Origin of the sequence: Amycolatopsis sp. QT-25 (assembly GCF_029369745.1) — a bacterium.
GTDB lineage: Bacteria > Actinomycetota > Actinomycetes > Mycobacteriales > Pseudonocardiaceae > Amycolatopsis.
The window spans coordinates 2,396,331-2,418,524 of record NZ_CP120210.1 but is presented as its reverse complement, the minus strand read 5'-3'; the positions used below and the strand labels follow the sequence as shown (position 1 = coordinate 2,418,524).

Annotated in this window: 22 protein-coding genes; 4 read left to right on the top strand and 18 right to left on the bottom strand. The window is 69.9% G+C overall.

The window, feature by feature from the left end; all coding sequences use genetic code 11:
* Positions 1-53 precede the first annotated feature (53 nt).
* The 10 genes from P3102_RS11275 to P3102_RS11230 form a co-directional block, all read right to left on the bottom strand.
* A complete protein-coding gene (locus P3102_RS11275; protein WP_276368783.1) occupies positions 54-2,330 on the bottom strand; it encodes a polyribonucleotide nucleotidyltransferase in 2,277 nt (758 codons plus the stop codon).
* 229 nt (positions 2,331-2,559) lie between these two features.
* Positions 2,560-2,829 (bottom strand): 30S ribosomal protein S15, encoded by a 270-nt coding sequence (gene rpsO, locus P3102_RS11270; protein ID WP_003084034.1) that lies wholly within the window; start codon positions 2,827-2,829, stop codon positions 2,560-2,562.
* Between the two features lie 128 nt (positions 2,830-2,957).
* Positions 2,958-3,467, bottom strand: a complete 510-nt coding sequence (thpR, locus tag P3102_RS11265) for an RNA 2',3'-cyclic phosphodiesterase (protein ID WP_276368781.1) — start codon at positions 3,465-3,467, stop codon at positions 2,958-2,960.
* Between the two features lie 40 nt (positions 3,468-3,507).
* The gene (locus P3102_RS11260) at positions 3,508-3,990 is read right to left on the bottom strand and encodes a helix-turn-helix transcriptional regulator (RefSeq protein WP_276368779.1); all 483 of its coding nucleotides are present in this window, start codon (positions 3,988-3,990) and stop codon (positions 3,508-3,510) included.
* Positions 3,991-4,104: 114 nt separating this feature from the next.
* Positions 4,105-5,067, bottom strand: coding sequence for a bifunctional riboflavin kinase/FAD synthetase (locus P3102_RS11255; RefSeq protein WP_276368778.1), 963 nt, complete (start codon positions 5,065-5,067; stop codon positions 4,105-4,107).
* Between the two features lie 217 nt (positions 5,068-5,284).
* Positions 5,285-6,208 (bottom strand): tRNA pseudouridine(55) synthase TruB, encoded by a 924-nt coding sequence (truB, locus tag P3102_RS11250; protein WP_276368776.1) that lies wholly within the window; start codon positions 6,206-6,208, stop codon positions 5,285-5,287.
* A 121-nt stretch (positions 6,209-6,329) separates the two neighbouring features.
* Complete coding sequence (locus P3102_RS11245; protein ID WP_276368775.1) at positions 6,330-7,640, bottom strand: MFS transporter; 1,311 nt, start codon at positions 7,638-7,640, stop codon at positions 6,330-6,332.
* Positions 7,641-7,834: 194 nt separating this feature from the next.
* A complete protein-coding gene (locus tag P3102_RS11240) occupies positions 7,835-9,163 on the bottom strand; it encodes an MATE family efflux transporter (protein WP_276368773.1) in 1,329 nt (442 codons plus the stop codon).
* Between the two features lie 213 nt (positions 9,164-9,376).
* Entirely contained in the window at positions 9,377-9,817 is a 441-nt protein-coding gene (locus tag P3102_RS11235; RefSeq protein WP_276368771.1) for a MarR family transcriptional regulator, read from the bottom strand.
* On the bottom strand, positions 9,814-10,620 hold the full coding sequence (locus P3102_RS11230; protein ID WP_346660181.1) for an alpha/beta hydrolase: 807 nt from the start codon (positions 10,618-10,620) through the stop codon (positions 9,814-9,816). Before P3102_RS11230 ends, P3102_RS11235 begins: the two co-directional genes overlap by 4 nt.
* 98 nt (positions 10,621-10,718) lie before the next feature.
* Here P3102_RS11230 and P3102_RS11225 point away from each other — a divergent pair, with 98 nt between their 5' ends.
* Both P3102_RS11225 and P3102_RS11220 read left to right on the top strand, forming a co-directional pair.
* Positions 10,719-11,816 carry a TetR/AcrR family transcriptional regulator gene (locus P3102_RS11225; RefSeq protein ID WP_276368768.1) on the top strand — a complete coding sequence of 366 codons (1,098 nt, stop codon included), beginning with the start codon at positions 10,719-10,721 and terminating at the stop codon, positions 11,814-11,816.
* On the top strand, positions 11,813-11,938 hold the full coding sequence (locus P3102_RS11220; RefSeq protein WP_276368766.1) for a hypothetical protein: 126 nt from the start codon (positions 11,813-11,815) through the stop codon (positions 11,936-11,938). The genes P3102_RS11225 and P3102_RS11220 overlap by 4 nt, the downstream gene beginning before the upstream one ends.
* 108 nt (positions 11,939-12,046) lie before the next feature.
* Here the strand turns inward: P3102_RS11220 and P3102_RS11215 are convergent, their stop codons facing one another.
* A complete protein-coding gene (locus P3102_RS11215; protein ID WP_276368764.1) occupies positions 12,047-13,042 on the bottom strand; it encodes a bifunctional oligoribonuclease/PAP phosphatase NrnA in 996 nt (331 codons plus the stop codon).
* A gap of 40 nt (positions 13,043-13,082) precedes the next feature.
* Between P3102_RS11215 and P3102_RS11210 the strand changes: the two genes are divergently transcribed.
* Positions 13,083-14,126, top strand: a complete 1,044-nt coding sequence (locus P3102_RS11210; RefSeq protein WP_276368762.1) for an SAM-dependent methyltransferase — start codon at positions 13,083-13,085, stop codon at positions 14,124-14,126.
* 71 nt (positions 14,127-14,197) lie between these two features.
* On the opposite strand, the gene P3102_RS11205 is transcribed toward P3102_RS11210, so the two are convergent.
* The 7 genes from P3102_RS11205 to rimP form a co-directional block, all read right to left on the bottom strand.
* Positions 14,198-15,064 (bottom strand): alpha/beta hydrolase-fold protein, encoded by an 867-nt coding sequence (locus P3102_RS11205; RefSeq protein WP_276368761.1) that lies wholly within the window; start codon positions 15,062-15,064, stop codon positions 14,198-14,200.
* Entirely contained in the window at positions 15,045-15,518 is a 474-nt protein-coding gene (gene rbfA, locus P3102_RS11200; protein ID WP_276368759.1) for a 30S ribosome-binding factor RbfA, read from the bottom strand. The genes P3102_RS11205 and rbfA overlap by 20 nt, the downstream gene beginning before the upstream one ends.
* A 28-nt stretch (positions 15,519-15,546) precedes the next feature.
* On the bottom strand, positions 15,547-15,840 hold the full coding sequence (locus P3102_RS11195; protein ID WP_276368757.1) for a DUF503 domain-containing protein: 294 nt from the start codon (positions 15,838-15,840) through the stop codon (positions 15,547-15,549).
* A 73-nt stretch (positions 15,841-15,913) separates the two neighbouring features.
* On the bottom strand, positions 15,914-19,000 hold the full coding sequence (infB, locus tag P3102_RS11190) for a translation initiation factor IF-2 (protein WP_276368755.1): 3,087 nt from the start codon (positions 18,998-19,000) through the stop codon (positions 15,914-15,916).
* A 145-nt stretch (positions 19,001-19,145) separates the two neighbouring features.
* Entirely contained in the window at positions 19,146-19,448 is a 303-nt protein-coding gene (locus P3102_RS11185; protein ID WP_276368754.1) for a YlxR family protein, read from the bottom strand.
* Between the two features lie 23 nt (positions 19,449-19,471).
* Positions 19,472-20,512, bottom strand: coding sequence for a transcription termination factor NusA (nusA, locus tag P3102_RS11180; RefSeq protein ID WP_276368752.1), 1,041 nt, complete (start codon positions 20,510-20,512; stop codon positions 19,472-19,474).
* Entirely contained in the window at positions 20,509-21,048 is a 540-nt protein-coding gene (gene rimP / locus P3102_RS11175) for a ribosome maturation factor RimP (protein ID WP_276368751.1), read from the bottom strand. The genes nusA and rimP overlap by 4 nt, the downstream gene beginning before the upstream one ends.
* A 136-nt stretch (positions 21,049-21,184) precedes the next feature.
* Here rimP and P3102_RS11170 point away from each other — a divergent pair, with 136 nt between their 5' ends.
* Positions 21,185-22,123: a ferritin-like domain-containing protein gene (locus P3102_RS11170; protein ID WP_276368749.1), complete on the top strand. Its 939-nt coding sequence runs from the start codon at positions 21,185-21,187 to the stop codon at positions 22,121-22,123.
* Positions 22,124-22,194 lie beyond the last annotated feature (71 nt).

Here is a 22,194-nt window from a genome sequence, read left to right as displayed (position 1 = left end):
GGAAAACGTCCTGAACGACCCTTTCCCGACGGTTCACGCCGATCTGGCCGGACCTACTGGGCGTCGGCCTTCGGAGCCTCGGCCTTGTCGCCTTCGGCGGCCTTGGCGTCCGCCGAGTCTTCTTCCTGGACCACGATCAGGCTGATCTTGCCGCGGTTGTCGATGTCGGCGATCTCGACGCGGAGCTTGTCGCCCACGTTGACCACGTCCTCGACCTTGGCGATCCGCTTGCCGTTGCCCAGTTTCGAGATGTGCACCAGGCCGTCCTTGCCCGGCAGCAGCGAGACGAACGCGCCGAACGCGGCCGTCTTCACCACGGTGCCGAGGAAACGCTCGCCGACCTTGGGCAGCTGCGGGTTGGCGATGGCGTTGATCTTGTCGATCGCCGCCTCCGCCGACGGGCCGTCGGCCGCGCCCACGTAGATCGTGCCGTCGTCCTCGATGGAGATGTCGGCGCCGGTCTCCTCGGTGATCGAGTTGATCATCTTGCCCTTCGGGCCGATGACCTCGCCGATCTTGTCCACCGGGATCTTCACGCTGGTGACGCGCGGGGCGAACGGGCTCATCTCGTCCGGGCTGTCGATCGCCTCGGCGATGACCTCCAGGATGGTGAGGCGAGCGTCCTTCGCCTGCTTCAACGCGGCCGCGAGCACCTCCGACGGGATGCCGTCGAGCTTCGTGTCGAGTTGCAGGGCGGTGATGATGTCCTTGGTGCCGGCGACCTTGAAGTCCATGTCGCCCATGGCGTCCTCGGCACCGAGGATGTCGGTCAGCGCGACGTAGCGGGTCTCACCGTCGACCTCGTCGGAGATCAGGCCCATGGCGATGCCGGCGACCGGCGCCTTCAGCGGGACACCCGCGTTCAGCAGCGCCATGGTCGAGGCGCAGACCGAGCCCATCGAGGTGGAGCCGTTGGAGCCCAGCGCCTCGGAGACCTGACGGATCGCGTACGGGAACTCGTCACGCTTCGGCAGGACCGGGACCAGGGCGCGCTCGGCGAGCATGCCGTGGCCGATCTCGCGCCGCTTCGGCGAACCGACGCGGCCGGTCTCGCCGGTCGAGAACGGCGGGAAGTTGTAGTGGTGCAGATACCGCTTCGTGGTCTCCGGGGAGAGCGAGTCGATCTGCTGCTCCATGCGGAGCATGTTCAGCGTGGTGACGCCCAGGATCTGGGTCTCGCCACGCTCGAACAGCGCGGAACCGTGCGCCCGCGGGATCACGGCGACCTCGGCGGCGAGCGACCGGATGTCGGTCAGGCCGCGGCCGTCCATGCGGATCTTGTCCGTGAGGACACGCTTGCGCATGATCTTCTTCGACAGGGCCTTGAACGCCGCGCCGATCTCCTTCTCACGGCCCTGGAAGGCTTCGCCCTCACCGAGGCCGACCTTCTCCAGTACCGCGGCCTTGACCTGGTCGGTCGCGTTGTCACGGTCCTGCTTGCCCGCGATGGTCAGGGCGTTCGCGAGGTCGTCGGTCGCGATGGCGGCGACGGCGTCGAAGGCGTCCTGCTCGTAGGCCAGGAAGACCGGGAACTCGCCGGTCGGCTTGGCGGCCAGCTCGGCCAGCTGCTGCTGGGCCTCGCACAGCACCTTGATGAACGGCTTCGCGGCCTCGAGGCCCTCGGCGACGGCGATCTCGTCCGGCGCCTTGCCACCGTCGGCGATCAGGTCGAGCGTGCGCTCGGTGCCCTCGGCCTCGACCATCATGATCGCAATGTCACTAGAAGAGCCGTCACCGCCTGTGTTGACCATGCGGCCGGCGACCACCATGTTGAAGGTGGCCTCTTCCAGCTGCTTCCAGGTCGGGAACGCGACCCACTGGCCCTCGATCAGCGCGACGCGGACGCCGCCGACCGGGCCGGAGAACGGCAGGCCGGCGATCTGGGTCGAGGCCGAGGCCGCGTTGATCGCGAGCACGTCGTAGGGGTCGTCCGGGTTGAGGCTCTGGACGGTGATGACGACCTGGATCTCGTTGCGGAGACCGTCGGCGAACGACGGGCGCAGCGGCCGGTCGATCAGGCGGCAGGTCAGGATCGCGTCGGTCGACGGGCGACCCTCGCGGCGGAAGAACGCGCCGGGGATGCGTCCGGCGGCGTACATCCGCTCCTCGACGTCCACGGTCAGCGGGAAGAAGTCGAAGTGGTCCTTCGGGTGCTTCGACGCGGTGGTCGCCGAGAGCAGCATGGTCTCTTCGTCGAGGTACGCGACGACGGCGCCGGCGGCCTGACGGGCCAGACGGCCGGTCTCGAAGCGAACGGTGCGAGTGCCGAAACGGCCGTTGTCGATCACGGCTTCGGTTTCGTGCACGGTGACTCCGGTGGAGTCGGTCATAGGGTGTGTCTCCTCTTTTGATCCTTCGTAACGGCGCGAGTCTCCCACCCTGGGACCTGTTTCGCCTGCGGACGCTCGAGGAGTGATGCCGGTCTTCGATCGAAGCCCCCGGGCCGTTGCCCGGGAACCACTACCGAGGACCGGCGGACGGTTCCTCGTGCGCGCTCGCGCCTGTGTCCTTCAGACCGAGGGGGAGCGACCGGTGTGGTCACTCCCCCTCGGGTTCGAGCTATCGGCGCAGGCCGAGACGCTGGATCAGCGCACGGTAACGCTCGATGTCCACCTTCATCACGTAGTTCAGCAGCCGGCGGCGGCGGCCGACCAGCAGCAGAAGCCCGCGACGGGAGTGGTGGTCGTGCTTGTGAGCCTTGAGGTGCTCGGTGAGGCCGACGATGCGCTTGGTCAGCAGCGCGACCTGGGCCTCGGGGGATCCGGTGTCCGAGTCGTGCACGCCGTACTCGGCAAGGATCGACTTCTTTTCTTCGGTGGACAACGCCACTGTGGTGCTCCTAGCTATCTGTGCCGTGCGGCCCGGACGATGTCTTCACGCCGGGTGAGACGGTCACGGCCGCCACGGACTGCAGCCGGACCCGATCGTGAAGGCTACCAGCCTCGTGATCAGCGGCTTCAGGCGCGGGCGTGGTCCAACGCGTACGTCCGGATCGCCCGGTAGCGCGACGACCCTTGCGCACGGTCACTGCTCATCAGAACGGCTTCGGTCGCCGTCCAGGTCTCACTGGTGAACCCGGCCAGCCGCTCCACCCACGCGCTCGCGGCTTCCGGCCGGTCGCGGGGGAAGCGGGCCAGTGTCAGGTGGGCCACGTACGGCCTGCCTTCACTCCCCGCACCGGCCATCGCGGCCAGCTCGGGGAGCCCGGTTCCGGCCACACTCAACCACAGCACCCCGGGAAATGTCGCGGCCTTTTCCAGCCGGAGGTCGATCGGGTCCGCGACGGCCAGCCGTCCGGCGAGCCACTCGTCCCGCTCGTCCGCGTCTCCTTCGCCGTAGAAAGCGAGGGTGATGTGCCGGTCCGCCCGCGTTGACCAGCGGAAACCGTCGGCCTCGGGCGCACCCAGCGCGGCGGCGACCTCGTCGAGGACGCCTTCCGGGGGAATCAACGCACTGAAGAGGGTCATGGCGCGTGACTCGCGTGCTCAGCGTGACTCGCGAGTCACGTCAGGATCCGCTCCTCGCGGCGCGGCGCAGCAGGTCCGCCAACGCGGGAAAATTGTCGTCGAGGAGCTTCGCGGCTTCGGTCAGGTCTTCGTCCTCGCCGATGTCACGCAGCGCTACGAGCACACCCTGGTCGTCGGCGACGGCGCCGACCGGGATGCTGTCCCTGCCCACCGTCGGCCGCGAATCGCGGACGTCTTCGAGCGCCTCCTGCATGGCCTTGCGGTCCCCCGCGGCGACCGCCGGCACCAGGACCTTGCGCTCCAGCATGATCATCTTGGCGAGGACGACCGGGTTCCCGATCTTCGCGCGGCGCCCGCTCATCACCTGGCTGAGCATGGGCGCGCTGATGCCGAGGACCTCGGCGAGGAAGGCCTGGGAGATGTCGAAGGCGACGACCAGTCTCCGCACGCGATCGCCGAGCGGCTCCCCGTACCACTCCTTCTGCAGCGCGATGTTCCGCTGGACGATCTTGTGGTCCTCCACCTGGTCCGCTCCCCTAACCCCGTCGAACGCCCTGCGCGGTCCGTGACATCTTGCCACCGGACCGCACGTGGGCGGGCGTGTTTGCCGATTGTCGTCCGGCCAGGGCCGAAACGATCAGTCCCGCGCGCCGAGCAGGTCCCTGGTCCGGGCGACGTCCTCGTCGATCTGCTTCACCAGACCTTCCGACGTCGGGAAACGGACCTGATCCCGCAGCTTGGCGACGAAATCGAGCGCGACGTGCTGCCCGTAGAAATCCTCGTCGATGTCGAGGACGAAGGCCTCGACTGTGCGCTCCCGGCCCGAGAAGGTCGGATTGGTCCCGACCGACACCGCGGCGCGCAGCCGGCGGCCGGAATCCGACGAACGGGTGAACCAGGCGCCGTAGACACCGTCGGCGGGCACCGCCGCGAACCGCGGCGTCGACAGGTTCGCCGTCGGATAACCGAGATCGTGCCCCCGGCCGTCACCCCGGACGACGATGCCCTCCAGCCGGTGCGGCCTGCCGAGCGCTTCGGACGCCGCGACGACGTCCCCGGCGTCGATGCACGAGCGGACGTAGGTCGAGGAGAAGGTGATCTCGTTCTCGGTCTGCTGCTGTGCGAGCAGCCCCTGCAGTTCCGCGCCGTACGCGACGAAACCGAACCGCTTCCCCAGCGTGCGGAGGAGATCGACGTCACCGGCGGCCTTGGCGCCGAAGGTGAAGTTCTCCCCGACGATCACCGCGGCCGCGTGCAGTTTGTCCACGAGGACCTCGTGCACGAATTCGTGCGCTGTCAGCCTCGACAGTTCCAGGGTGAACGGCAGTACGCAAAAGACGTCGACGCCCAGGCCCTCGACCAGTTCCGCCTTGCGGCGCAACGTGGTCAGCTGCGCGGGATGGCTGCCGGGCCGGATCACCTCCGAGGGATGCGGGTCGAAGGTCAGCACCACACTCGGCACGTCGCGTTCGGCGGCGGCGCGGACCGTTCTCGAGATCAGCTCCTGATGACCGCGGTGCACGCCGTCGAAGACGCCGATCGTCACCACACACCGTCCCCAGCTCCCGGGAAGGTCACCCAAACCACGCCAACGCTGCACTTGTGCCCCGTCTCCTCCAGGCCTGCTCCGTGCACCACCCTAGGTGCCAGTCGGCGAAAGCCGAGGAGGCACCCCGGAAAGCGACCGACGCGTGCGCCCGCCCCGGCCGAAGGCCCCGCCATCGCGGCGTCAGGACGCCTTGCCCCACCGTCCTGACGAGGCCGACCAAGCAGCGTCCTGCCGTCGTCGATCGCGGACGCGGGTGCGCGGACGGACACTAGGCGGGCAGCAGCACGACCACCGAGCGGGCCAGTTCGCCTTCGTCCGCGGCGAGTGCGAGCACCCGGCCGTCCGGTCCGAACATCCCGTAGGTGCCCGGGATCCCGGCCGCCGGCACCCGCTGTCCATAGCGGACCGCCTGTGCCATGCGGACGTCCAGATCGCGGCGCGGGAACGCGGCGGCGACGGCGGCGTCGAGGTCCAGCGACAGTTCCGGCTCGTCTTCGAGCTGATCGAGAGTGCGGGCCTTGGCGAGCGTGAACGGCCCGACCGTGGTGCGCCGCAACGCGAGCAGATGCCCGCCGGCGCCGAGCCCGGCGCCGAGGTCGCGGGCCAGCGCCCGCACGTAGGTCCCGGACGAACACTCGACGACGGCGTCGAGTTCGATCCGGCCCGCCTCGCGGCGGGTGGCGAGCAGATCGAAGCGGTGCACGGTGACCGGACGCGGCGGGATCACGACCTCTTCGCCGGCGCGGACCCTGGCGTAGGCGCGTTTGCCGTCGATCTTGACCGCGCTGACCGCGCTGGGCACCTGCTGGATGTCGCCGGTCAGCGCGGCGATCCCGGCGGCGATCGCGTCGTCGGTGATCTTTTCGACGACGTCCGGGGCGGCTTCGGCGATCGGTTCGCCCTCGGCGTCGTCGGTCGTGGTGGACAGCCCCAAGGAGAGGGTCGCGAGGTAGGTCTTGCGGTCCAGGGCGAGATGGCCGAGGAGTTTCGTCGCGCGTTCGATGCCCAGCACCAGCACGCCGGTGGCCATCGGGTCGAGGGTGCCGGCGTGCCCGACCTTGCGGGTGCCCATGAAGCGCCGCGCCCTGGCGACGACGTCGTGGGAGGTCATCCCGGACGGCTTGTCGACGATGACGAGACCGGGCGGCGGGGCGGGACGTTTCTTGGCTTGAGCCTGATGGGGGCGCGACACGGGCCGAACCCTATCTTTCGGTCCCGGGCGGGGCTGAAGGGGACTTTCCCCGCGTCTCACGCGGCGAAGGACGCTTTCACCCGAGTGCAGGCGGGAAAGCGTCCTTCAGCCCGCCCTCCCGCTAGGAAGAGACGGGCAGCGGTGCTTCGGTGTCCCAGCGGCGGCGCCGGATCTGCACCGGGATCTCTTCGCCCCGGGCCTCGGCCTCGAACAGCACGGCGCGGGTGCGCCGCCACCACACGAGCATCCGGAACGTGCCGAACGCGAGCACCACCATGACCGACAGCAGCGCCAGGCGGAACGTGCCGCCCGTCCACTCCAGCAGCACGCCGACCGCGAGCGCCGAGATCGTCGTGGCGACGAAACCGCCGACGTTCACGACACCGGTCGCGGTGCCGACCCGTGCGAGCGGGTTGTAGTCCCGCGCCAGCGCGAAGCCGATCATCGACGCGGGGCCGCCGAGGGAGAGGAACGCGAACGCGGGGACCAGCACCGCGACCGGGACCGTCCCGCTCCAGCCGAGCAGGACCGCCCACATCACCGCGGCGCCGCCGATGTACCCGCCGACGAGCGGCATCCGCAGCGACGGCCGCCGTCCGATCAGGCCGCCGACGATCGGGCCGCCGATCATCGAGCCGAACACGAAGACGATCAGCAGCGAACTCGCGGTGGCCTTCGGATATCCCTGACCCTGTACCAGGAAAGGGACTCCCCACAGCATCGTCAGCACGTTGGGGGCGAACATCGTGCTGAAGTGCACCCAGAATCCCAGCCGGGTCCCCGGGGTGCGCCACGCTTCGGCGACCTGACGGCCCAGCACCTTCGGAGGCACCTTCTCGCGGACGGGCTCCGGCATACCGCGCGGGATGTCTTCGACGCGGAGGGCGACGACGGCGGTGTACAACGCGGTCACCAGGCCGACGGCGAAGAATGTCGGGGTCCACCCGGGACCGTCGAGCAGCAAGCCCAGCGGAAGGGTCGCGGCGAGGTTGCCGACGTAACCGATCGCCCCGGTCGACGCGGCGATCAGCGCGTACTGGCGACCGGGGAAGTGTGCGGCGATCAGCCGCAGGATGCTCACGAAGGTCAGCGCGTCGCCGAAGCCGACGACGGCGCGGGCGAGCAGGCCGAGCGGATAGGAATCGGCGACGGCGAGCAGGATCTGTCCGAGGCCGAGGAAGAACACGGCGCCGGTGAGCACGCGGCGCGGGCCGTGGCGGTCGACGAGGACACCGGTGGGGATCTGCATCGCGGCGTAGACGCCGACCTGCAGCACGGTGAACGTGCCGAGCGCGGCCGCGCCGACGCCGAAGCGGTCGGCGGCCTGGAGACCGGCGACGCCGAACGACGTGCGGTGAAAGACGGCGAGAAGGTAGACGGTGACGGCGGCGAACCAGATGAACCAGGACCGGCGGGTGGCTCGGCCTGTCACAGTGTTTCCTCCTCGAGAACGGCTCCGGGCAACAAAAGACGCCCGCGCTGCCGCCTCATCCAGTTGTAACCCCTAAGCAACGATGAAACCTAGCCGTTACCCAGGTGGTTTTCGCCACAGCCCTGCCCGCCACCCCCGCAATCAGCCACCTGATTGCGGGGGGTCGGGACGCAAACAGGTGACTGATTGCGGGGTCAGGCGGTGCGGACGGCGCCCTCCACGGCCCATCGCCCCGAGCGCCACCGCACCAGCACCGTCGCCAGCCGCAACAGCATGAACAGCGAGAGGCCGGTCCAGATCCCAGCCAGCCCCCAGCCGAACGCGAGCGACAGCCAGATCAGCGGCAGGAACCCCAGCGCCGCGCTCAGCAACGTCGCGTTGCGCAGGAAGGCGACGTCGCCCGCGCCGAGCAGGACGCCGTCCAGCGCGAACACCACCCCGGCGATCGGTTGCAGCGCGACGAAGAACCACCACGCGTGCGGGATCTGCCCGAGCACGGCCGCGTCCGAGGTGAACACCTGCGGCAGCACCCCGGCCACCGACGCGAACACGACACCGAGGAAACAGCCGAAAATCAGGCCGTACCCGGTGATCTGGTTCGACACCCCGCGTGCCCGTCGGCTCGCACCGGCGCCCAGGGCGGCGCCCACGAGCGACTGCGCGGCGATGGCCAGCGAGTCCAGGACGAGTGCGAGGAACGTCCACAGCTGCAACACGATCTGATGCGCGCCGACGGCCTCGGTGGACGTCCGCGCGGCGACCGCGGCGGCGGAGACGAAACACGCCTGGAAGGCGAGACTGCGCAGCACCAGGTCCCGGCCGAGACCGAGCTGGGCGCGCATCACCTGCGGCTCCGGGCGCAGCCCGACCCGCTCCCGCACCAGGGCCACGATGAACAGTGACGCCGAGATCACCTGCGCGACGACGTTCGCGATCGCCGAACCTTCCAGTCCCCAGTCCGCGCCGTACACCAGCAGCGGGCAGAGCACGGCGGAGATCCCGTTGCCCGCCAGCACATAGCGCAGCGGTTTCGCCGAGTCCTGCACGCCGCGCATCCAGCCGTTGCCCGCCATCGTGATGAGGATGAACGGCGTCCCGAACAGCGCGATCCGCAGCCAGGAGACGGCGGCGTCGGTGATCGCGGCGTCCCCGGAGAGGATCCGCGCGATGGGCGCGGCCAGCAGCTGCCCGGCGACGATCACGACCAGCCCGACGAGCACCGCGATCCAGGTCGCCTGGACACCTTCGCGGACCGCGTCGCCGCGGCGTCCGGCGCCGTGCAGCCGCGCCGTGCGCGAGGTGGTGCCGTACGACAGGAACGTCAGCTGGCTCGAAACCTGCGACAGCACCACACCGCCGACCGCGAGCCCGGCCAACGGCAGCGCGCCGAGATGCCCGACGACGGCCGTGTCCACCAGGACGTACAGCGGTTCGGCGGCGAGGACGCCGAGCGCGGGCACGGCGAGGCCGAGTACGCGCTTCGGCGGGACGCGCTCGTCGAGTTCGGAAGCTTCAGGCACCATCGCAGACTAAAGGTCGGCCGCGGCCACGAGAGACGGCGGCGCGGTCGCGATGGCGTCGAGAGTGGTGCGGGCGGTTTCGAGGGAAGTGTTCGCGCCGCCCTGTAGCGGCACCAAGTCGGCGCCCACCTCCCACCGGGCAGCGCGCAGGACGCTCAGGGGAGACAGCGGCGGTCGCGGCGGGGCTGGCCGTCCTCGCGTGGCGAACCGGGGTGATCACGTCCTCCTGGCGCGCAGCATCCGATCCCCTGCGTCCACATAGGACTCGAAGAATTCGGCGACCTCTTCGAGCCTGGCTTCGGCGGGCTCGCCCTCGGCGGATCGTGCGCCACTCCGGAGCACGCGGACGAAGGCACGGGTCCGTTCGTGGCTCGCGGCGAGAAGCTGCTCGAATCCACTCACCGCCTCGACGAGCAGACGGCGGCTGCCCGGTTGCGGGATGGTCCTGGCGAGTCCCCACGAGACCAGCTCGCGGACGGCCACGCTCACCGCGCCCTTGCTGAGACCGAGTGCCGCGCCGAGTTCGTCCAACGACACGGGGCCGGAGCCGAGCAGGAGCTGCCCGTAGACCCGGCCGGTGGTACGGGGCAGGTTCCACGACCCGAGGAAGTCGCCCATGGCGGTGACGAACGCGGCGCGGTCGTCGGCGGCCGTCATGCCGAGCGCTCCGTGGTCCAGCCCTCGATGATGGCCTCGATGGCCTTCGTCGTCTCATCGGGCGCGTCCAGGGTGACCACGTGGCCGGCGCCGGGGACGACCTGCTCGGTCACGCCTTCGGCCCGCGCCCAGCGGGGCATCGCGGACGCGATGTTGCCGGTGCGGTCGCGGGCACCGCGGACGAGCCCGAGTGGAACCGGCGAGCGGTGGTCCGGTCGCGGGTCGACGAGCGACACGGTGGCCCGCCAGACGTCGAGGAAGACACGTTTGGGCATCCGGGCGAACACCGCCTCGCAGGCGGCGATCCCCTCCGGTGTCTCGGCCGAGGCACGGGCCATGACGCGCGGCAGCCGTGCGGCGGGGATCAGCGCCAGCGCCGGGGCCGCGAGCTTCAGCAGGAGCCGCTCCCCCGAACCGAGCGGGCCGGTGTTCCAGGTGGAGTCCACGACGACGAGGCCGTGAACGCGCTCGGGAAGGCGTCGGACGAGCGCCTGAGCGAGGTTTCCGCCGAGCGAGTGTCCGATGAGGATCGGCCGGTCGAGATCGAGGTGATCGAGCAGGGCGATCAGGTCGTCCAGCGCGGCCGACGCGGTGAAGCGGGCTCCCGGGGCGAGGCTCGACTCGCCGTGCCCGCGCTGATCCCAGCTGACGACCCGATGTCCTGCCTGGTGCAGGAACTCCGCCTGCGCGTCGAACATCCGGTGGTCCATCCCGGCACCGTGGATGAAGACGACAGGGCGCCGCTTTCCCGGCAGGTCGCCGTAGCGCAGTTCCCCACCGTCCCGGCGGAGAGCCTGGCTCATATTCACCATTTTCCGAATATAGCAAACTTACTTCGGAGATGGTGTAATCATCGGAATGCGGTTGGTATCCTGCCTTCGAAAGCAAGGGAGGAAGTGTGATGGTCCGGCTGACACGAGTGCAGCAGCAGGCACGGACCCGTGCCGCGGTCCTGGCGGCGGCACGGGAAGAGTTCGTCGAATACGGGTACGGCGCGGCGAAAGTGGATCGGATCGCCGAGCGGGCAGAGCTGACCCGGGGAGCGGTGTATTCGAACTTCCCCGGTAAACGCGCGTTGTATCTCGCGGTGCTGGTCGACCTGGTCGAGCAGCAGGACATCCCGCTCGCCGTCAAGGAGCCGGGCTCGGCGGGCGAAGCGCTGAGCACCTTCGCGCGGGTCTGGCTGGACCGGCTGCCCCTGGTCGACGACCCCGCCGCCGGTGGACGCCTGCAGTTGCGTTCGTTGACCGGTGTGGTCGAGGACGACACCGGACGAGCGGTAGTCGCCCAGACCGCCCGGCTGGAAGCGCTGTTGCTGGCGCTGACCCTGGAGTCCTGCGCCTCCGACGACCCGCCCGCGCGCCGTGTCCGTTTGGCCGAGCTGGCGTTGACGCTGCTCAACGGTTCCAGTCTCGTCGCGGAACAGGCTCCCGGATTCGGTGACCCCTTCGACCGGGCACGCGCGTGCGAGCACTTGGCGAGCCTCGACCTCACCGACGTCTGGGCACCGGCTCACCTGCCCTACGTGGCGCCCGCGGCTCGGGTACAGGAGTCATGGGCGCCGCCCGCCGATGTCCGTGATCCGCTCACCTCGGACGTGGTCGATCTGGCCTCGGACGGCGTGGTGGTCGTGCTGGGAGGCGGGCGGCTGGAGGCGGCCGAGGAGGCCGTGCGGTCGGCGCGGCCCGGTGAGCGGGTCACCATCGTCGTCGTCACCGACGACGCCGCGAACACCGGTCAGCTGATTCGCCTGCGCGTCGGCGACCTGGTGGCGTGTCTGCGACAGGTCTCCCCTGCCCCGCTGCCGGAGCACCTTCATCTCGTGTTCGACGACGATGCCCGCGTCGCGGCCGCGGTCGGCCTGGCAGACGTCGGCGACAGCACCGAAGCCGCGGTGCGTGTCAGCGGGAAGGCCGTCGTCGCCCGCGCCGAAGGACGGGGCGCCGCGTACGCCGTCGCGAAACCGGCAACCGCTCGTACCGAAGGGGCCACGAAATGACCCGCGCCGGTTCGGCTACCGGACCGGTCGTGCTGCACGCCCTGCGCTGCGGCGGTTACGCCGGACGCGGCGGCGCGGCGAGCACGGTGGTGCTCGCGCTGCTCGGCCTCGGCCACTACTAGTCCACTTTGGACCGGATGGAGACTTGGCACGGTGCCCCGCCATGCTGGCCGACGACGAGCCGCAATACCTGCGCGCGAGGAAATCACGATGACACCGCCCGCCTCGGGTCACAGCAAAGGCGCCCTCGACAAAGCCGCCTTCAGCTTGTCGAGCACCTCCCCCGCCGTGCCCTCCGCGGTGCACCCGGCCGCCTGGCGGTGACCGCCACCACCCAGTTCCCCGGCCGCCGCCGAAACGTCGAGGCCGCCCGCCGAACGGAGCGAGACCTGCCACCGCTGCCGCGGCCCGGTCGGTTCGGCCTCCTTGAGCACCACGGCGACCCCGGCCTCCCGCGTGGACCGGACGACGTCGATGACCGCTTCGACCTCCTCCGCGCGCACGCTCCGTGCGACGTCGAGGGTCACCACCGCGTGCGCGAGCCCGAAACCGCGCGCCTCGTCCGGCTCGAGCCGGGCCCCCGCGAGCACCTCCGAAAGCATCGGCAGCCAGGCGAACGGATGGTCGTCGACGATCTCGCGGACCACCTTGTCCGGATCCACACCCGCTTCGAGCAGCTTCGCGGCCAGCAGATGGGTGGACGGCCGCGCCCGGCGGAACCCGCTCGTGTCGGTGACGAGCCCCGCGTACAGGCAGCGCGCGATCGGCTCGTCGATCTCGGTGCCCAACTCCTCCAGCAACGCGAAAACGAGGACGGCGGTGGCTTCGGCGGTGTCGTCGACCACGTGGTGCGTGCCGTAGAAGACGTTGGACGCGTGATGATCGATCACCAGGACGTCACCCCCGGCCGCGCGGACGGCGTCCACTCTCGGCGCGAGCTTCCCGAGCCTGCCCGGGGTGGGCGTGTCCAGCGCGACCAGTAACCGCTCGCTCTCCGGCAGCTCGCTCGCGGGGACGTAGAGCCCGCCGACGTCCAGGCCTCGCAGGGTTTCGGGCATCTTCTCCGGCTCGCCGATCGAGACACGGACCTCGACGCCACGCAGTTGAAGTGCCCGGCCGAGCGCCAGCGCGCTGCCGAGCGCGTCGGCGTCCGGACGGACATGGCCGAGCAGGGTCACGTCGTTCGCGCGCGCCAGCAGGGCGGCGGCTTCCTTGAGGTTCGGCACTGGAGTCACTGTCACAAGCAGTCAAGCTACGCTCTACCGGATGTCCGAGTACGCGATCCTGGTCTACCCGTCCGCCAACCGGGTCTACACCGACTCCACTCCGGCCCTGTTGCGCGCGGAGCTGGCGGTGTTCGGTCTGTCCGCTTTGGAGACCGAGGTCTCCGGGATCGGTGAGACGGAACTCGGCGGCGTCGGCTATCTCACCTTCACCACGCCCGCCCCGTTGAGCGAACGCGATCTCGCGCTCCTGTCGAACCTTTCCGCGCTCTACGCGCTGTTCGAACGCGGCGACGGCGTCCTGAAGCCGGTGACGATCAGCCCGCTCGCGAACTTCGACTCGGATCTGCTGACCATCCAGAAGTACCCCGGCAAGACGAACGAGTTGTTCACGAAACTGCTCGTCAACGTCACCCTGCTGGCCACGGCGGACCCGGCCGCGATGCTGGAGCAGCCGCTGCACCTGCTGGATCCGCTCTGCGGCCGCGGCACCACGCTGAACCAGGCGATGATGTACGGCTTCGACGCGACCGGGCTCGACGTCGACGGCAAGGATTTCGACTCCTACGAACTGTTCATCAAGACCTGGCTGAAGCAGAAGCGCGTCAAGCACAGCGCCGAAACCGGTCAGGTGCGCCGCAACAAGGTCCGGCTCGGCAGGCGGCTCGACATCGGCTTCGGGATCACCAAGGAGCGGTACAAGGCCGGCGAGGTCCGCAAGCTGAGCTACCTCAACTGCGACACGCTCACCACGGACGAACTGCTGCGGCCGAACTCGGTGGACCTCATCGTCACCGACGCCCCGTACGGCGTGCAGCACGGCAGCCACCGCACCCAGGACGCGTCGCTCGCGCGCAGCCCGCGGGACCTGCTCGCGGCCGCCGTCCCGGTGTGGACGCGGGTGCTGCGGCCCGGTGGCGCGCTCGGCATCTCCTGGAACACCAACGTCGCGCCGCGTGAGGAACTCGCCGCGATCCTCGGCAAGGCAGGGCTGGAAGTCCGCGAGGACGGCCCGTTCGCGGAGTTCTCGCACCGCGTGGACCAGGCGATCGTGCGGGACCTGATCGTCGCGGCGAAACCGGCCTAGCCCCGCGTTTCGGCACCTGCTTGCGGTAGTTGGCACCGCGCACTACCGCAAGCAGGTGCCGAAACGCGGGGTCAGGCGAGGCGTTCCCCGACGAACTTCAGCACCTCGGGCACGATCCCGCGCCAGTAGTCGTCGTTGTGCTCGCCCGGGGTCATGTTCGCGACGGCGGGGTCGAGCGCTTTGATCAGTTTGCGGTCGGCGCGGGCGAAGGGGTCCGAATTCCCGCACCACACCCCCGTCGAAGCCGCCGAGAGATCGCCGGTGTGCAGCAGCGGCTCGTGCGATTCCCACTGCTCACGATTCGCGAAGACCTTGCGGGACTTGGCATCGGGCCAGCTCACGAAGAGCGCGGCACTCGCCACGGCGACCGCCTTGAGGTTCTTGTGCTCGCGGGCGTAGCGCAGTGCGCCGAAGCCGCCCATCGAGATCCCGAAGATCGCCGTCGCCGGTCGCAGCCGGCGCTGGGCGAGCCAGCCTGGGAGTTCGTCGGACAGCATCCGCTGCGGGTCGTCGGCCTTGCCGACGTCCACCCAGTAGTTGTCCCCGTCGACGGCGGCCACCGCGAAGCCGGGCAGCCCGGCCGCGACGACTTGGTTCAGCGCGTTCTGCACACCGAGGTTGAGAAAGGTCCGGGCGTCCGCGCCACGTCCGTGCAGGGCGACGCAGACCGGCAGCCCGACCCGTGACACGCCGTCGGGGGCGATGACGACGAGGTTGACGTCGCGATTGCGGGCCGCGGACCGCATCTTCTGCACCGTGACCGCTTCGGCGAGCGGCGTCGGGGTACTCGGTGGGGCCACCGGCGGCGGCCCCACCAAAGGAGGCTTCTCGGCGCCACAGGCGGAAATCAGCGCCGAGCCGCCGACAGCCGCGGCTCCCAGGAGCAGGCCACGCCGGCTCACGGCGTGGCCCACTTCCTCAGCTACGGGTCTCCTCATCGGCGAACTCATCTTCGGTCTCTTCCCGCGGCGGCTTGTACGGGTCGGCTTCACCGGCGTGCTGCGCCCCAGTGGCCCGCCGGGCGACCTCCGCATCGGCTTCCCTGGCCTTCGCGAGGAGGTCTTCGATGCGCTTGGCATCTTCGGGAATGCTGTCGGCCACGAAGGCCAGCGTCGGAGTGTAGCGGACTCCCGTGCCCTGACCGACCTTCGTGCGCAGCACACCGCGAGCGGATTCGAGCGCCGCGGCGGCACCGGCGTGATCGGGCGTGGATTCCAGGTTCTCACCGAGCACCGTGTAGTAGACCGTGGCGTCGTGCAGATCCGCCGTGATCTTCGTGTCGGTGATCGTCACGTGATTGAGCCGCGGATCCTTGATGTCGTGCTCGATCGCGTGCGCGACGATCTGCGAGATCCGCTTGGCGAGCTTGCGAGCCCGAGCGGGGTCGGCCATGGGATTCGTCTCCTCGAAAGATCTTCTGCTAGTCATCCGGGCCGAGCAGCCGGCGGTGGGCGGAGAGCAGTTCGAACTCCGGCCTCCCGGCCACGAAGCGCTCACACGAGTCGAGCACGTCACGGACGTGCGCGCCAGTCGCCGCGACCACGGCCACACCGATCAGCGCCCGCCGGTGCAGGTCTTGCTGTCCGGCTTCGGCGACGGAGACGTCGAAACGCCTGCGCACCTCGGCCAGCACCGGCTTGAGCACGGATCGCTTCTGCTTGAGCGAGTGGACGTCACCCAGCAGGATGTCGAGCTCAAGAGCTCCTACGAACATGAGGGGTTCTGGGTTGTCGAGAAGTGAAGCGGCGCTCCCCCGCCCAGCTGCGAGGGAGCGCCGCCCGTGTCACTTACGCACGCGGCTTTTCGCGCTGCTCGTAGGTTTCGATGACGTCGCCGAGCTTCAAATCGCTGTAGTTACCCAAGGTGAGACCACACTCGAAGCCCTCGCGGACCTCGGTGACGTCGTCCTTTTCGCGCTTCAGCGAGTTGATCGGCAGGTTCTCGACGATGACGTTGCCGTCACGGAGGAGACGACCCTTGGCGTTACGCCGGATCTCACCCGAGATGACCATGCAACCGGCGATCGTACCGACCTTCGACGACTTGAAGATCCCGCGGATCTCGGCCTTGCCCAGCTCGACCTCTTCGAAGATCGGCTTGAGCATGCCCTTGAGCGCGGCTTCGATCTCGTCGATCGCCTGGTAGATGACCGTGTAGTACCGGACGTCGACGCCCTCGCGGGTGGCCCGCTCGGTCGCCTTGCCCTGTGCCCGCACGTTGAAGCCCAGGACGATCGCGTTGGACGCGGTCGCCAGGTCGATGTCGGACTCCGTGACGCCACCGACACCGCGGTGGACCACGTTGAGCTCGACCTCTTCTTCGCCGACATCCAGCTGCATCAGCGAGGCTTCGAGGGCTTCGACCGTACCGGAGTTGTCACCCTTGATGATCAGGTTGAGGGTGCTCGTCTCCTTCAAGGCCTCATCGAGGTCTTCGAGGCTGACCCGCTTACGACGCGACGCGTTGAGCGCGTTGCGGGTACGGGCCGAACGCCGCTCGGCGATCTGCCGGGCGACCCTGTCCTCGTCGACGACGAGGAACGTGTCGCCGGCGCCGGGCACCGAGGTGAATCCGATGACCTGGACCGGACGCGACGGGGTCGCTTCGGTGACGTTGACGTTGTGCTCGTCGACCATCTTCCGCACGCGGCCGTACGCGTCACCGGCGACGACGGAGTCACCGACGCGCAGCGTTCCGCGCTGGACCAGCACCGTGGCGACCGGACCGCGACCGCGGTCCAGGTGTGCCTCGATCGCGACGCCCTGGGCCTCCATGTCCGGGTTGGCCCGCAGGTCGAGCGCGGCATCGGCGGTCAGCAGGATCGCCTCGAGGAGACCATCGATGTTGATGTTCTCCCGCGCCGAGATCTCGACGAACATCGTGTCGCCGCCGTACTCCTCGGCCACGAGGTTGTACTCGGTGAGCTGCTGCCGGATCTTGTCCGGGTTCGCGCCCTCCTTGTCGATCTTGTTGATCGCGACCACGATCGGGGCCTTGGCGGCCTGCGCGTGGTTGATCGCCTCGACCGTCTGCGGCATGACGCCGTCGTCGGCCGCGACCACGATGACCGCGATGTCCGTGGCGTTCGCACCACGAGCACGCATGGCGGTGAACGCCTCGTGACCCGGGGTGTCGATGAACGTCACGAGACGCGGGGTGCCCTCGAGCTCGGTCTCGATCTGGTAGGCGCCGATGTGCTGGGTGATGCCACCGGCTTCGCCCTCGCGCACCTTCGTCTTGCGGATCGTGTCGAGCAGCCGGGTCTTACCGTGGTCGACGTGACCCATGATCGTCACGACCGGCGGCCGGACCTGCAGATCCTCTTCCTCACCCGCGTCTTCGCCGTAGGTGATGTCGAAGGTCTCCAGCAGCTCCCGGTCCTCTTCCTCGGGGCTGACGACCTGGACGACGTAGTTCATCTCGCCGCCGAGCAGCTCGAGGATGTCGTCCGACACGGACTGCGTCGCCGTGACCATCTCACCGAGGTGGAAGAGCACCTGCACCAGCGAAGCCGGGTTGGCGTCGATCTTCTCGGCGAAGTCGGTCAGCGAAGCGCCACGCGGCAGGCGGATCGTTTCGCCGCTGCCCTTGGGCAGGCGAACGCCACCGACGCTGGGCGCCTGCATGTTGTCCATGTACTCCATGCGCTTCTGGCGCTTGGACTTCCGGCCCTTGCGAGCGGGACCACCGGGACGACCGAAGGCACCAGCGGTACCACCGCGGCCACCGGGGCCACCACGGCCGCCGCCGCCACGGAAACCGCCACCACCGGCCGGGGCACCGCCACCGCCACCGGGGCCACCGCCACCGGGACGGAAACCGCCACCGCCGCCGCCACCGGGACGGAAACCTCCGCCGCCGCCACCGCCACCGGGACCGCCGCGGAAACCTCCGCCGCCGCCACCGGGACCACCACGGGCGCCGCCACCGGGGCCACCACGGGCGCCGCCGCCGGGGCCGCCACGGGCGCCACCGGGACCACCGGCCGGACGGGCCGGACGGCCCGGCATCATGCCGGGGTTCGGGCGCGGGGGCATGTTGCCCGGGTTCGGCCGGTTACCGCCGGGAGCGCCGCCACCGGGACGCGGCGGACGGTTGTCGCCACCCTGACCGCCACCGGGACGCGGAGGACGGTTGTCGCCGCCCTGCTGGCCGCCACCGGGACGGGGACCGGACGGACGCGGGGCCGGAGAACCGGAACCCACTCCGAACGGGTTGTTCCCGACACGCGGGGTGCGCGGGCCGGGCTTCGGGCCGCCGGGCTTGGGGCCCTGCGGCTTCGGCGGCACGACCGAACCCTGCGACGGCGTCTGGGACGCCGGCGGGGTGGCCGGTGCTGCCGGGGTTTCCTTGGCCTCGGGCTGCTTCGGCTCGGCCGGAGCGGCCTTCGCCGCCGGAGCGACCTCTTCCTTCGGCGCCGGCGGCCGGGGGCCGGGGCGCGGACCCGGGCGGACACCCGGGGTGGAGGGACGGGACGGCTGCTGGGCCGGGGCCGACGCCGCCGCTGACGACACTGCCGACGCTGACGACGCCGACGACGCTGCCGCCGTCGACTCCGCCGGAGCGGACGCCGCGGGGGCGGCCGGGGCCTCGGTCTTCGCCGCGGGCGCGGGCTGGGCCTGCTTCGCGGCCGGAGCCGGGGCAGCGGGCTTCGCGGGAGGCGCGGGCGAAGGGCGCGGGCCGGGGGTCGGAACCGGCTTCTTCTTGCCGTCCTTGGCCGGGTACGCGTCACGGAGACGGCGGGCGACCGGCGCCTCGACGGTGGACGACGCGGACTTCACGAACTCGCCCTGTTCCTTCAACTTGGCGAGAACTTCCTTGCTGGTGATGCCGAGCTCTTTCGCGAGCTCATGTACTCGGGCCTTGCCTGGCACAGCTCTCCTCATCTGGGGAGGCCGGCGGCAGACCCGCAGACCTCGTCCTATTGTCGCGCGTTCATTGATTCAGCTTCACGGCTGACTCATGACGGGTCGACCTGCTTCCTGATTCCATCCGGCACCGGGGGTGTCCCGGCGCCTTTCAACCTTCGGTGTGCCGCTCCAGGCGTTCGTGGACACCCTGGGCGTCGAGCGACCCTGGAACACGAAGTGCCCGGGGGAACGCCCTGCGCCGCTCGGCCTTGGCCAGACAGTCCGGCACGGGGTGCAACCAGGCACCCCGGCCCGGCAATCGCCGACGTTCGTCGACGATCAACCGACCGTCCGCCGCGACCACTCGCAGCAACTCACCGATCAAGGCCCGCTTACGGCAACCCACACAGGTGCGAACCGGGGCTTCCCGGTCGTGCTGGAGGTCGGTTCCCGGCCGCGGGCTCTGAACCACTCGTAAGTCTAGCGCTTCGACCTTCACTCAGCCGAACCGGTTGCCGCGGCGGGCCGCGCCTGCCCGGCGTGTGCTTCGTCACCCTGGTCGGGAGCGGCGTCACTGCGGATGTCGATCCGCCACCCGGTGAGGCGGGCGGCGAGGCGCGCGTTCTGCCCTTCCTTGCCGATCGCGAGCGAAAGCTGGTAGTCCGGGACGACGACGCGAGCGGTCTTGGCCCGCTCGTCGACGACCCGTACGGAGACAACCTTCGCGGGCGACAGCGCATTCCCGACGAACTTCGCCGGGTCTTCGGAGAAGTCGATGATGTCGATCTTCTCACCCGCCAGTTCGCTCATCACGTTGCGCACGCGCGCGCCGACCGGGCCGATGCAGGCGCCCTTGGCGTTGACGCCGGGCACCGTCGATCGGACCGCGATCTTGGTGCGGTGACCGGGTTCCCGCGCGACGGCGGCGATCTCGACCGTGCCGTCGGCGATCTCGGGGACCTCGAGGGCGAACAGCTTGTGCACCAGTTTCGGGTGCGAGCGCGACAGCGTGATCTGCGGGCCGCGGTTGCCGCGCGAGACGGTGACGACGTAGGCCTTGATCCGGTCGCCGTGCTCGTAGGTCTCGCCTGGCACCTGCTCGATCGCGGGCAGCACGCCCTCGATGTCGCCCACCTGGATGATGACCATGCCGCGGGCGTTGGCGCGGGCGTCACGCTGCACCACACCGGCGACGATCTCGTTCTCCTTGGCGGAGAACTCGCCGAAGGTCTTCTCGTGCTCGGCGTCGCGGAGACGCTGCAGGATGACCTGCCGCGCGGTGGTCGCGGCGATCCGCCCGAAGCCTTCGGGGGTGTCGTCCCATTCCTCGTCGGTCTGGCCGTCCGGGGTGAGGGTGTGCGCGAGGACACGGACCAGCCCGCTCTTGCGGTCGATGTCGATCCTGGCGTGCGACTGGTGGCCCTCGGTGTGCTTGTACGCGGTGAGCAAGGCGGTTTCGATCGCTTCGATCACCGTTTCGAAGGGGATGTCCTTGTCCCGTTCGATCGCGCGCAGCGCTGCGATGTCGACGTTCACTTCGGCTCCTCCTTCGGCTCCGTGGTGGCGGCGTTCAGGGCCGACGCATCGGTTTCCAACAGTTTCAGGTCCTCGGCAGGTGGTTGCTTGAATTCGATCTCGATGACCGCTTTGGCCACCGAGGCGTAGGAGACGTCCCGGATCTCGCCGTCCACGAGCACGCGCGCGGAGTTCTCCCCCGCGTGCCCGACCCGGCCGAGGTAGGCGGCGCCTTCGGCCGGGGTGATCTTGACGAGGCGGAACTTCGCGCGCCGCCAATGCCGCTGCACGGTCAGCGGCCGGTCGAGGCCGGGCGAGGTGACTTCGAGCGTGTACGCGCTCGCGATCACGTGCTCGTTCTCGTCGAGCGCGGCGGAAACCGCCCGGCTGACGCTCGCCACCTCGTCCAGCCCGACGCCGTCGTCCCCGTCGACGACGACCTTGACCAGCTGACGGCGGCCTGCCTGCTGGACCTCGAAGGAATCGAGGTCGAAACCCGCGGCCTTGACGGCTTCGGCCACGATGGGCTCCAGCCTGCTGGCGAGGTCGTTGGGCACGGTGGAGCGCTCCTGTTCGGCGGTGGGCGACCCGGCGGCGTGGATCCCGGGTTCGGTAGTGGACCAGCTTATCCGGTCGCCCCCGCGTGACGCGCGAGCGGCGGCCCCGCACGGGGTACTGGCAGGATGGGGCGGCGTGACCGGAAGATCGACAGAGCCCACCTCGCCGAGCCGTCGCGCTTTCCTGCGGCTGGGAGCGCTGGCCGTGGCGGCCGTGCCGCTGGCGTCCGCCTGCTCCCCCGGCTTCGACGAGACCCCCGATCCGCTGGGCCCGCTGCTGCGCGCCGCGGAGACCGACGTGGCGGGCGCGAAGGCGTTGCCAGGTGCCGAAGGCGAAGCGGTCGCGACGGCGCGGGCCGCGCACGCGGCGGCGCTCAAGACCGAGGTGGACCGGCTCAACCGGCCGAAACCGGACCAGCAGGGCCCCGCGGAGAACCCGCCCTCGTCGGTGGACGGGCTCAAGGAACGGCTCGCCCAGGCCCGCGAACAGGCCGAAGGTCTCGTGCCCACACTGCCCCGCTACCGCGCCGGGATGGTCGCCTCGATCGCGGCGGGCTGCGCCGCGCTGCAGCAGAGTTCGGACAAACTCGGCCGAGGCGACGACGCCGAAGCCGTCGAAATACCCGCCGGAGTCCAGCTCGGCGGGGAGACGACGGAAGCCGTCCAGCGGGCGCTGGCCGCCGAACACGCGGCGATCTGGGTGTACGGACTGGTCAGCGCCTATCTGCCGGCCGCCTTCACTGGCGCGGTGAGCCGCGGCACGGCCGAGCACGTCAAGCGGCGGAACGTCTGCGAGCGGATGCTCTCCGCGGCCGGGCAGACCGCCACCGGACCGGAGGCCGCGTACGTGCCGCCGAAGCCGGTGACCGAGGCGAATTCGGCGATGGAACTGGTGGCCACGGCCGAAGCGGACGCGACGGCGGCCTGGCTCGGCCTCATCGACCGGACCGACGACGCGGCTCTGCGGACGACGGCGCTGAACGCGCTGATCGGATCGGCGCGACGAGGGACCGCTTGGCGGGCCGAGTTCGGCGCGAAGCCGGTGGCGATCGCCATGCCGGGCCAATCGGCCTGAGCCTCTTACGCCTGCTTCGGCCCCTATCGCGCGCTGGGAAAGGACCGTTCCTGGCGAATTTTGCCAGGAAC

Excerpts from the sequence above, each read along its gene's own strand:
- P3102_RS11275 (WP_276368783.1), bottom strand. The coding sequence starts at position 2,330 with ATGACCGACTCCACCGGAGTCACCGTGCACGAAACCGAAGCCGTGATC.
- thpR (WP_276368781.1), bottom strand. The coding sequence starts at position 3,467 with ATGACCCTCTTCAGTGCGTTGATTCCCCCGGAAGGCGTCCTCGACGAG.
- P3102_RS11240 (WP_276368773.1), bottom strand. The coding sequence starts at position 9,163 with ATGGTGCCTGAAGCTTCCGAACTCGACGAGCGCGTCCCGCCGAAGCGC.
- P3102_RS11235 (WP_276368771.1), bottom strand. The coding sequence starts at position 9,817 with ATGACGGCCGCCGACGACCGCGCCGCGTTCGTCACCGCCATGGGCGAC.
- P3102_RS11230 (WP_346660181.1), bottom strand. The coding sequence starts at position 10,620 with ATGAGCCAGGCTCTCCGCCGGGACGGTGGGGAACTGCGCTACGGCGAC.
- P3102_RS11225 (WP_276368768.1), top strand. The coding sequence starts at position 10,719 with ATGGTCCGGCTGACACGAGTGCAGCAGCAGGCACGGACCCGTGCCGCG.
- P3102_RS11220 (WP_276368766.1), top strand. The coding sequence starts at position 11,813 with ATGACCCGCGCCGGTTCGGCTACCGGACCGGTCGTGCTGCACGCCCTG.
- P3102_RS11210 (WP_276368762.1), top strand. The coding sequence starts at position 13,083 with ATGTCCGAGTACGCGATCCTGGTCTACCCGTCCGCCAACCGGGTCTAC.
- P3102_RS11205 (WP_276368761.1), bottom strand. The coding sequence starts at position 15,064 with ATGAGGAGACCCGTAGCTGAGGAAGTGGGCCACGCCGTGAGCCGGCGT.
- rbfA (WP_276368759.1), bottom strand. The coding sequence starts at position 15,518 with ATGGCCGACCCCGCTCGGGCTCGCAAGCTCGCCAAGCGGATCTCGCAG.
- P3102_RS11195 (WP_276368757.1), bottom strand. The coding sequence starts at position 15,840 with ATGTTCGTAGGAGCTCTTGAGCTCGACATCCTGCTGGGTGACGTCCAC.